Source organism: Shewanella sp. T24-MNA-CIBAN-0130 (genome assembly GCF_040310185.1).
In the GTDB taxonomy this organism is placed as follows: domain Bacteria; phylum Pseudomonadota; class Gammaproteobacteria; order Enterobacterales; family Shewanellaceae; genus Shewanella; species Shewanella psychromarinicola.
This window is the reverse complement of record NZ_JBEOPP010000093.1, coordinates 1-10,380: the sequence shown is the minus strand read 5'-3', so window position 1 is coordinate 10,380 and position 10,380 is coordinate 1. Positions and strand designations below refer to the sequence as shown.

Sequence of the window (10,380 nt, the reverse complement as noted above, 5' to 3'; positions counted from 1 at the left end):
AGTGTAATTTGTTTCATAGGGCTATGATGATCCCATTTGGGACAAAATCAAGCATTTTCAATGATCACGGGTATATGCACAATGGTTAACGGAATCAGAGGGTGAGCGGTTCAGCAATGACTTTTTAAACCTGTTTATGCGATACGAAGAACGATTAAAGCAGGCAATGGCAGAAGATTTTGAAGTGCAAACAGCGAATGAGGCTTATAAATCAGAGACCGAATCAACCTCTAGTAGTGAATACAATAAACATAACAAATGAACTATCAAGCCAAACAAAAAAGACCGCCAAAGCGGTCTTTTTTTGTTTGGCTAGTTGAGTGTTACTTCACTCGCATCCCCGGCTGTGCGCCTTCATGGGGTTCTAGAATAAACAAATCTTTACCACCAGGACCTGCAGCTAACACCATGGCTTCAGAATCACCAAACTTCATCGTGCGCGGCGCAAGGTTCGCCACCATCACGGTCAGTTTACCGACTAAGTCTTCAGGTGCATAAGCCGACTTAATACCGGCAAATACTTGCTTAGTTTCACCGCCTAAGTCTAATTCAAGTCGGAGTAACTTATTGGCTTTCTCGATATGTTCCGCTTTGCTGATCCGCGCAATACGTAAATCGATTTTAGCGAAATCATCAAAGCTAATTTCTGGGCTAATAGGATCGAGTTCTAATTGATTAACCGCTTGCTTAGGCGCGTCTGTTTTAGGCGCGTCGGTATTGGTTGCTTGCAAGTTTTCTTTAGACTCATCGATGATAGCTTCAATGCTCTTAGGTTCAATACGCTGCATTAAAGGTTTAAATGGCGCGATTTCATGACCCGCTAGATCTTGGCCTAAATTATCCCATGTTAAGGTTAACTGTAAAAAGTCTTCAACATTTCCGGCCAGTTTAGGCAATACAGGCTTAAGGTAGGTAACCAAAATTCTGAACAGGTTTAATGCATTGCTGCATACCTGATGGGCTTCTTCTTGTTTATCTTCTAGCTTGACTAATTGCCAAGGCGCCGCATCAGCAACGTAGGCATTAGCCATATCGGCCAAGGCCATGATTTCGCGCATCGCTTTACCAAATTCACGGTTTTCATAGCATTGAGCAATGGTTTCGCTTTTGGCTAAAAATATGTCGCTTAAGCTGCTGTCTGCAACCTTGGCTAATTTGCCTTCAAAACGTTTACCGATAAAACCGGCCGTGCGTGAGGCTAGGTTAACCAATTTGCCGACTAAATCTGAGTTAACTCGCTGGGCAAAGTCTTCTAAATTCAAATCCAAATCATCAATACGGCTAGTTAATTTAGCGGCGTAGTAATAACGCAGGTATTCAGGATCTAAATTGTCTAAATAGGTACGCGCTTTAATAAACGTGCCTTTTGATTTAGACATTTTTGAACCGTTGACCGTGACGTAACCGTGAGCATAAACACTGGTGGGTTTACGGAACCCAGCACCTTCTAACATTGCAGGCCAGAATAAACTGTGGAAATAAACAATGTCTTTACCGATAAAGTGATACACCTCGGCGCTTGAGTCTAGGCTCCAAAAATCGTCAAAATTTACATCATCACGCTTGTTACATAAGTTTTTAAACGAACTCATGTAACCAATGGGAGCGTCTAACCAGACATAGAAAAATTTACCGGGTGCGTCTGGGATTTCAAAACCAAAGTAGGGCGCATCACGTGAAATATCCCATTGCTTTAGGCCTTGCTCAAACCATTCGTTAAGTTTATTCGCCATTTCTTGTTGCAATGAACCCGAATGGATCCATTCTTTTAGCATGCCTTCAAATGCAGGCAGGTCAAAAAAGAAATGTTCGCTGTCTTTCATAATGGGCGTTGCACCCGACACGGCTGATTTTGGATTGATCAAATCAGTGGTGTTATATGTCGCACCGCAGTTTTCACAGTTATCACCGTATTGATCTTCAGACTTACATTTAGGGCAGGTGCCTTTGACAAAACGGTCTGGTAAGAACATTAACTTTTCAGGGTCAAATAATTGTGAAATAGTTTTGGTTTTGATGTAACCGCTGTCGCGTAATTTTAGATAAATCTCACTGGCTAGGGCACGATTTTCGTCACTGTGAGTCGTGTGGAAATTATCAAATTGAATGTTGAAATCGGCGAAATCTTGTTGATGCTCTTTTTGAACTTGAGCAATCATTTCTTCTGGTGTAATCCCCATTTGCTGTGATTTCAGCATAATAGGTGTGCCATGAGCATCGTCGGCACAAATGTAATAGCATTCATGACCACGTAATTTTTGAAAACGTGACCAAATATCCGTTTGGATATATTCAAGCATGTGGCCTAGATGGATTGGGCCATTGGCATAAGGGAGGGCACTTGTGACCAGTATTTTACGCTGCGATTTTGTCATTTTGTCTCGATATCAAATTACACCAATAATATTGCCTGATACTAACTGATTAGCAGACTTTTTTCAGCAAAACATGACGTAAAAAAGCTTATTAGTCGCTATTTTTTTACCAAGTTCTGATACACTTGTACAAATTTCTCGTTCGGAGTCGCCGTTTTGGTCAATACGCATACAAATTATCAATTAAGTGATGAATTATTGTCACCAGTGTTGGATATTTTAGAAGCATTTGAAGATCCTTATTTACACAAAGGCTTAGTCAGTGCAGGGTGTGTGACAGCATTGTCTATAGAAGGAAAACGCCTACAATTGGGCTTAGTTTATCCTTACCCGTGTATGACACAATACCGCGACATCGTGATGGCTGTGACTAATAAATTAGCTGTACTTGATGCGATTGATGAAGTGGAATGTGAAATCGATTTTCAGCCGCGGGTATATTCAGCACTCCCTGCTATTCCTCCGCTTCCTAATGTAAAGCAAGTGATTGCGGTAGCTTCTGGTAAAGGCGGTGTGGGTAAATCAACCACCGCAGTTAATCTCGCATTAGCCTTAAAAGCTGAAGGCGCCGAAGTGGGCATTTTAGATGCCGATATTTATGGCCCGTCTATCCCACTGATGTTGGGTATCCCTAATTTTCGTCCAGAATCGCCAGATGGCATACATATGACCCCGGCGTTGGTGCATGGCATTTCTGCTCAATCAATCGGTTTTATGCTTAGTGGTGATGAAGCTGCAGTATGGCGTGGTCCAATGGCGGCAGGGGCGCTAGCGCAACTGTTAAATGAAACACAATGGCCTGAACTGGATTATTTAATCATCGATATGCCGCCTGGAACCGGTGACATTCAATTAACGCTATCGCAAAAAGTGCCAGTGAGCGGTGCTGTCATTGTGACGACGCCACAAGATATTGCTTTAGCGGATGCCAAAAAAGGCATTACCATGTTTAATAAAGTTAATATTCCTGTATTGGGAATTGTTGAAAACATGAGTTTTCATATTTGCCCTGAATGTGGTCATAAAGAACACCCCTTTGGCACTCATGGTGGCAGTCAAATAGCTGAGCGTTATAACGTGCCACTATTGGGCTCACTGCCATTACACATCAATATTCGTGAAGCCATGGATAATGGTACACCGAGTGTGATGAGCGAACCAGAAAGTGAAGTGTCTGGGATATATCGCGAAATTGCTCGTAAGCTTGGAGCTGAATTAGCGCTTCAACAAGTACAATCAGTCGTAAACATTAGCATATCAGAAGACGAATAAGGTAAGAGATGAATTCTCAGCAGTGTGTCATTATTGCGATTGCCGGTGCGTCGGCTTCAGGTAAAAGTTTAATTGCTAAAACAATTTTTGAAGAATTGTGCCGTGATTTAGGAACCAATCAGATTGGTGTGATCAACGAAGATGCCTATTATCATGACCAAAGTCATTTGACGATGGAAGATCGTGTCAAAACCAATTACGATCACCCCAAAGCGTTAGATCATCAGTTGTTAGCGACTCACTTAACTCAGCTAAAACAGGGTGAAGCAGTAAGTATTCCTTGTTATAGCTATACTGAGCATACTCGTACCAGCGAGACGCTCACCATGCAGCCTAAAAGAGTGATTATCGTAGAAGGCATTCTATTATTAACCGCTCCTAAATTACGTGAGTTAATCGATGCCAGTGTGTTTATGGATACGCCATTGGACATTTGTTTTTTACGTCGGTTAACCCGTGATGTTGCTGAACGTGGTAGAACAATGGAAACGGTTATTTCACAGTACAAACGCACTGTGCGGCCAATGTTTTTGCAATTCATTGAGCCGTCAAAGCAATATGCCGATATTATCGTTCCACGGGGTGGTAAAAATCGTATCGCAACTGATATTTTAAAAGCTAGAATTCAGCATTTATTGGCTAAATAGCCTTATCTAGGAGAGAGTGCAGTATGCGTTTAACCGATATTGAAATTGAGCAATGTTTAGATAATGGCACCATTAGCATCGATCCGCGTCCTGGTGTGGAAGCGATTTCGGGGGTGAGTGTGGATGTGCGTTTAGGCAGCCAATTTCGGGTATTTAAAGACCATACCGCACCTTATATTGATTTAAGTGGCCCAAGTGCAGAAATGCAAATAGCACTTGATCGGGTTATGAGCGACAAAATTGAAATTGCCGAGAATGAGGCCTTTTTCCTTCATCCTGGTCAATTAGCCTTAGCGGTAACCTATGAAAGTGTAACATTACCAGCAGATATTGTGGGTTGGTTAGATGGTCGCTCTTCACTTGCGCGCTTAGGCTTGATGGTGCATGCGACTGCGCATCGTATTGATCCCGGTTGGCAAGGCAAAATAGTCTTAGAATTCTTTAACAGTGGTAAATTACCGTTGGCGCTTCGTCCTGGGATGACGATAGGAGCGCTCAATTTTGAACGCTTAAGTTCAGCGGTTGCTCGCCCTTATAACACACGTAAGAGTGCCAAATATAAAGATCAGCAAGAAGCCGTAGCCAGCCGGATCAGCCAGGATACATAATGGCGCTGGTTTGGGTTAATCACGTTGAAGACGGCACGATCAATCCATTTGATCGTGGTGTAGCTTATGGCGATGGTGTGTTTGCGTCTATGCGTACCGCGTCGGCTGATATGCCTGCAGGAATTTTATTTCTTGACGAGCACTTGTCTCGTTTGCAACAAAGCTGTGAGCGTTTAGGTATTGAGTGGTGTGTCAGCGACTTACTCATCCAACAGCTGACCCAACTCGCTCAGCAATATCCTCAACATTGCATCAAGTTAATATTGACGCGCGGAGTGGGTGGACGTGGCTATCAAGCACCTTTGAGAGCCAATGTGACTGAAGTCGTGTCAGTTCATGCCATTCCTGATCATTACCATCATTGGCAGCAAAGCGGTATTACGCTAGCATCATCACCCATTCATCTTGGCAGGCAACCACTTTTAGCGGGAATGAAACACCTTAACCGATTGGAACAGGTGCTCATAAAGTCTCAACCTCTACCTAGCACACACCAAGATTGGTTAGTGTTTGACTGTGATTGTAATGTGATAGAGTCATCTGTTGCCAATATTTTTATCGTCAAAAATGATCAGATATTTACCCCAGCAATAACCCATGCAGGCGTAAGCGGAGTGATGCGAGAAATACTGATTGATACTTTGCTTTGCCATGGAATAGCAGTCATGGCAACGCAACTTAAGCTTAGTGATATTCAAGCCGCTGACAATGTATTGATAACGAACAGTTTATTTGGCGTTATTGATGTATCTGCCATTGACGATTTTCAATTTAGCCCTTGGACGCAGACATCGCGATTCAGGCACATTCTGAGTGTGAATTTATCATCATGATTAAAACGTTAAAAATTTTTATATTAGCGAGTGTTATCCCTTTCTTTGTCGTGTTTTGCCTCGGTGGATATTGGCTCATATCCGGCTTAATTACTTATCAAAAGCAGCCATTACAGTTAACCGAAATTCAAACATTGACGGTAGAACCGGGTACCACTGTGATTAAGCTTGCGCAACAGCTTGAGCAACAATCATTGATTATTGATAGCTGGAAAGTCAAATACCTGGTTAAACTTGAACCTAAACTCGCCAATATTAAGACGGGATTATACCAAATGATCCCCGGCGATACGTTGGAAGCGTTATTAAGACGCTTATATTTAGGCCAACAAGTGGTTTTCAGCCTAACGCTAATCGAAGGTAAAACCATTGCTGAGTGGCAACAAACACTGGCCACCACTGAGCATTTAGCACAAGAGACCGATGCCTTTAATCAAGTCTTATTGAACCATGGTGATACTTCTGGTTTGCCCGAGGGTAAATTTTATCCCGAAACATTCCATTATCATGCTGATGATAGTTTACAGACAATTTTAAATCGCAGTTACACCATGATGCAGGAAAGCTTAGCGCAAGCATGGGAAGGGCGTGATCCTGATTTAGCCTTATCATCGCCGTATGAATTGCTGATTATTGCTTCTATTATTGAAAAAGAAACTGGCAACCCTGAAGAGCGCGATTGGGTGTCTGCAGTATTTAATAATCGACTTAAAAAAGGCATGCGCCTACAAACTGATCCCACGGTGATTTATGGTATGGGTGAACGTTATAAAGGCAATATCACTCGTAAAGATTTACGTGAAACTACCGCATTTAACACTTATAAAATTGATGGGTTGCCGCCAACGCCTATTGCGGCCCCTAGTCGGGCATCATTATTTGCAGCAGCAAGTCCAGCTAAAGTAAATTACTTGTATTTTGTGTCACGCAATGATGGCAGTCATGTGTTTTCATCAACGCTGAGAGCGCATAATAACGCCGTAAACGAATTTCAGAGAAACAGAAAATGAGTCAATACCAAGGCAAGTTTATTGTCATTGAAGGATTAGAAGGGGCAGGTAAATCTAGCGCAATAGCCCTAGTCAACGATATTATTAGCCAGCATATTGGTCAGGCCCCTGTGTGCACTCGTGAGCCGGGTGGCACTCCACTGGCAGAAAAAATGCGCGATTTAGTCAAAATTGTCGATGAAACCGATCCACTGTGTGACGAAGCGGAATGTTTGCTCATTTATGCTGCCAGAACGCAGCTAATTGCCAATGTGATCAAACCGGCTTTGTCTGCAGGCGAATGGGTGCTCGGTGACCGACACAATCTCTCTTCATTAGCTTATCAAGGTGGTGGACGAGGTTTGATGCCCTTAGTAAAAGCGGTGAGTGATGCGTGTTTACGTGGTTTTAAACCTGATCTCACTCTATATTTAGACATTGACCCTACACTTGGATTAAGCCGTGCAGCGAGTCGTGGCAAGCTTGATAGAATTGAACAACAAGCTATTGATTTTTTTGAGCGAGCAAGGCGAACTTATTTACAACTAGCCCATGACGATGACAGCATAGTAGTGATTGATGCCAGTCAATCAATGGAGCGGGTTCATGATGATATTCGTTTACAATTACAGCACTATTTGCCGGCGCTTATGGCTGAACAGTGATTAATATCGATAAGGATAATGTGGCGACATGAGTGATTATCACATTGACCAATTACCTTGGTTAGCCGAGTCGCATCAACGTTTTGTTGATCAGCATTACCGTGGTAGAAGCAGTCATGCTCATTTGTTCAAAATAGATAAAGCTTTAGGGGGCGATAAGCTCGCTAAGGCTTGTGCGCAAACAGTACTTTGCCAACAACTCACGCCCGTTGGCGCTTGTGGCCAATGTAAAAGTTGTTTGCTACTGGCTGCAGGTAACCATCCTGATTTATATGTTATAGAGCCTGATGGCACTCAAATTAAAGTCGATCAAATTCGTCAGTTATGCCAAGCGTTAACCCAAACGGCCCAGCAAGGTGGTGCGCGCGTCGCGATAATTGTCAATGCCGAGCGATTAAATTTAGCAGCAGCCAATGCACTACTGAAAACCCTTGAAGAACCCGGCGATGATGTTGTGCTCATTCTCCAAACGAATACATCAGCCCAGCTATTAGCGACCATTACGAGTCGTTGCCAAACGCTCAATTTTGTTGAACCCACTAAGCATGAGATCCACCAGTGGCTAGCTGCACAGCAGTTGTTACCCGCTGCCAATGCTGAGGGAAAAACCCATGATGTTACATGGTGTCTTAGTGTCGTTGGTGGACCTCTGGCGCTGGTAAACAGTTTAACCAGTCAGCATTATCAACAACTGCTGACATTTCGCCAAGATTGGGCTCAAAGTTTGAAAACGGGTCATCTAAGCAATAGTCTATTGAAGGTGTCTGAGCAACAGATTGTTGATGCACTTAATGTTTTGTATTTGTACTTACGCCAATATGTGTTAAAAAGTAGTAGCGTAAAAAATGATCCTGCGGGTTCTCAGTCGTTAAATCCGCTTGTTCAAGCCAAACTGATTGAGCTAGCCGGAAGAGTGATGAATATGTGTCACAAGCTTGAGACTATGCCGAGTGTCAACACTCAAGCCCTGTGTCAGCAATATGTACTCGCATTTAGGCAGCTAACCAATTAAAGACGTTTTGTTACACTGACTTTTATCCTATTTATGGAAATAAAATAATTATTTATGGTCGATCTTGTTGTTAACTACGATACATTACACAAACTTTATCGTGCTTACATGCCTTTTATTAAGCCTGCAGGTTTATTCATTGCGACTACAGAAAGTCATTTCTTAGGCCAAGAGCTTACTATTGCGTATCGATTACCTAATGCAACCCAAATAAACGAATTTAAAGGCTCTGTGGTATGGATTAATCCATTAGGCGCATCAGGCGGACGACCTGCGGGTATTGGGGTTAAAATTAAAACAGATGTTGAAAGTCATAAACATCATATTGAAAAATTATTATCGAGCGAACTTGCCTCTGGTGATTTGACCTGCACTATGTAGCTAGGTATTCTTGCGTATTAGTTTTATTTGCGAAAGAATTCCCATGCTAATTGATTCCCATTGTCACCTTGATCGCTTAAAAGCGGCCCCCGACTCAGCCAGTTTACAATCCATTATGGACAATGCCAAAGCCCAAGGCGTTGACTATCTATTGTGCGTCAACGTCCGTCAGCAAGGCTTTGAAGCCATGCGAGACAAAATGTCTGCCTTTGATAATGTATTTTTATCTTCTGGCGTACATCCTCTAGATGTGCAGGAAGGCTTGAATATTGAAGACATTAAACGTTTTGCAGAAGATCCTAGAGTGGTTGCCATTGGTGAGACTGGTTTGGATTACTTCTATGCAAATGACACAAAAACGTTGCAGCAACAGTGTTTCGAACAACAAATTGCCCTAGCCGTAGAGGTGGGTAAGCCGTTAATTGTCCATACACGTGATGCCCGTGAAGATACCATTAATATGCTAAAAGCCGGTCGCGCCGACAAAGTCGGTGGCGTGCTACATTGCTTCACTGAAAACTGGGAAATGGCTAAAGCGGCGATTGATTTGGGTTTTTATATTTCTGTTTCAGGTATTGTGACCTTTAAAAATGCTGGTGAGCTTCGCAGTGTTATTCGCCAAGTGCCTAAAGACAGATTACTGGTAGAAACCGATTCACCTTATTTAGCGCCAGTGCCACATCGTGGCCGAGAGAATCAACCGGCTTATGTTCGTGATGTGGCAGAGTTTGTTGCACAATTACGCGGTGAAAAGTTTGATGAATTAGCTCAGTACACCACAGATAACTTTTTTAACTTATTTAAAGATGCCGCTAAGTTAATCGGACGCTAATTCGAGTCGTTCACTCACTCATTAACTCATTCACTGGTTACTCGATGAGTATTCTGCGCTTTGTGAGCAATAACCTCATTATAGGCATCGTTTTTGTTGTATCCACTCCGAGGTCGGCAATGGCTCTTGCGTTGCTCTACCTCCAGCATCTGACCTCCATGGAAGCAGACAATGCTCTATTTTGTTTGCAACAAAATAGACCATGCAGTCGTACTTCAACACGATCTAAGCCGTTAGATAGGGTTGAAACTTGCCTTTAATGAGCCATTCAAGTATGTCATATCTTAGTCGCTTGATCTTTGTTAAGGGAAGACCATTATTTCAACAACTTGTTTGAACTGAATAGCTTAAGCGCCCCAATGAGATCGCGTCATTCATCATATGGGTATAAAAAACACATAACGATACTGATGTATTTTTGTTTATTGATGTGATCTATTGATTAAAAAATAGATAAAAAAATGGCCCAAAACTATCCAGTTGTTTTGGGCCTAGGGAAAGGGCTCGATTGAAAGCCTTGCGCGACTGCTGTGGCATCATTAGAGTGCTTAAGATGCCAAAGACTGAATAAATCATCAATTAACTATAGTCAGACTTATTGAGTTTTGCATAAAAATTAATCAACAATGTTGATTTTGGTCTGTTTTTTATCGCAAGCTTATGATTGTAAATGCTTTATTAACCCTAGCTGATGTGATGGTCTCCTCCCAATACGGCATCGATGTGCCATGATTGAAGTTGTTACACACAATCAAAATGGGAGGAG

The 10,380-nt window shown here is 42.4% G+C and carries 10 protein-coding genes; 9 read left to right on the top strand and 1 reads right to left on the bottom strand.

All coding sequences use genetic code 11. The features are described from left to right. Positions 1–323: 323 nt before the first annotated feature. Positions 324–2,375, bottom strand: coding sequence for a methionine--tRNA ligase (metG, locus tag AAEZ02_RS21135; protein WP_124013914.1), 2,052 nt, complete (start codon positions 2,373–2,375; stop codon positions 324–326). Between the two features lie 156 nt (positions 2,376–2,531). Between metG and apbC the strand changes: the two genes are divergently transcribed. From apbC to AAEZ02_RS21090, 9 genes are read left to right on the top strand one after another with little or no spacing between them, the layout of a single operon-like run. Continuing rightward, positions 2,532–3,647: an iron-sulfur cluster carrier protein ApbC gene (gene apbC / locus AAEZ02_RS21130; RefSeq protein WP_351124889.1), complete on the top strand. Its 1,116-nt coding sequence runs from the start codon at positions 2,532–2,534 to the stop codon at positions 3,645–3,647. Positions 3,648–3,655: 8 nt separating this feature from the next. Continuing rightward, positions 3,656–4,294 carry a uridine kinase gene (gene udk, locus AAEZ02_RS21125; protein ID WP_101030991.1) on the top strand — a complete coding sequence of 213 codons (639 nt, stop codon included), beginning with the start codon at positions 3,656–3,658 and terminating at the stop codon, positions 4,292–4,294. 23 nt (positions 4,295–4,317) lie between these two features. Continuing rightward, positions 4,318–4,902, top strand: a complete 585-nt coding sequence (dcd, locus tag AAEZ02_RS21120; protein ID WP_124013916.1) for a dCTP deaminase — start codon at positions 4,318–4,320, stop codon at positions 4,900–4,902. Positions 4,903–4,907: 5 nt separating this feature from the next. After that, complete coding sequence (pabC, locus tag AAEZ02_RS21115) at positions 4,908–5,735, top strand: aminodeoxychorismate lyase (RefSeq protein WP_502959601.1); 828 nt, start codon at positions 4,908–4,910, stop codon at positions 5,733–5,735. Next, positions 5,732–6,745: an endolytic transglycosylase MltG gene (gene mltG, locus AAEZ02_RS21110; RefSeq protein ID WP_124013918.1), complete on the top strand. Its 1,014-nt coding sequence runs from the start codon at positions 5,732–5,734 to the stop codon at positions 6,743–6,745. The genes pabC and mltG overlap by 4 nt, the downstream gene beginning before the upstream one ends. After that, positions 6,742–7,389 carry a dTMP kinase gene (gene tmk, locus AAEZ02_RS21105; RefSeq protein WP_124013919.1) on the top strand — a complete coding sequence of 216 codons (648 nt, stop codon included), beginning with the start codon at positions 6,742–6,744 and terminating at the stop codon, positions 7,387–7,389. The genes mltG and tmk overlap by 4 nt, the downstream gene beginning before the upstream one ends. A gap of 28 nt (positions 7,390–7,417) precedes the next feature. Next, positions 7,418–8,401 carry a DNA polymerase III subunit delta' gene (gene holB, locus AAEZ02_RS21100; RefSeq protein ID WP_351124883.1) on the top strand — a complete coding sequence of 328 codons (984 nt, stop codon included), beginning with the start codon at positions 7,418–7,420 and terminating at the stop codon, positions 8,399–8,401. A 54-nt stretch (positions 8,402–8,455) separates the two neighbouring features. Continuing rightward, positions 8,456–8,782 carry a PilZ domain-containing protein gene (locus AAEZ02_RS21095; RefSeq protein WP_101031003.1) on the top strand — a complete coding sequence of 109 codons (327 nt, stop codon included), beginning with the start codon at positions 8,456–8,458 and terminating at the stop codon, positions 8,780–8,782. 43 nt (positions 8,783–8,825) lie between these two features. Continuing rightward, positions 8,826–9,614, top strand: a complete 789-nt coding sequence (locus tag AAEZ02_RS21090) for a TatD family hydrolase (protein WP_351124880.1) — start codon at positions 8,826–8,828, stop codon at positions 9,612–9,614. Positions 9,615–10,380: the final 766 nt, after the last annotated feature.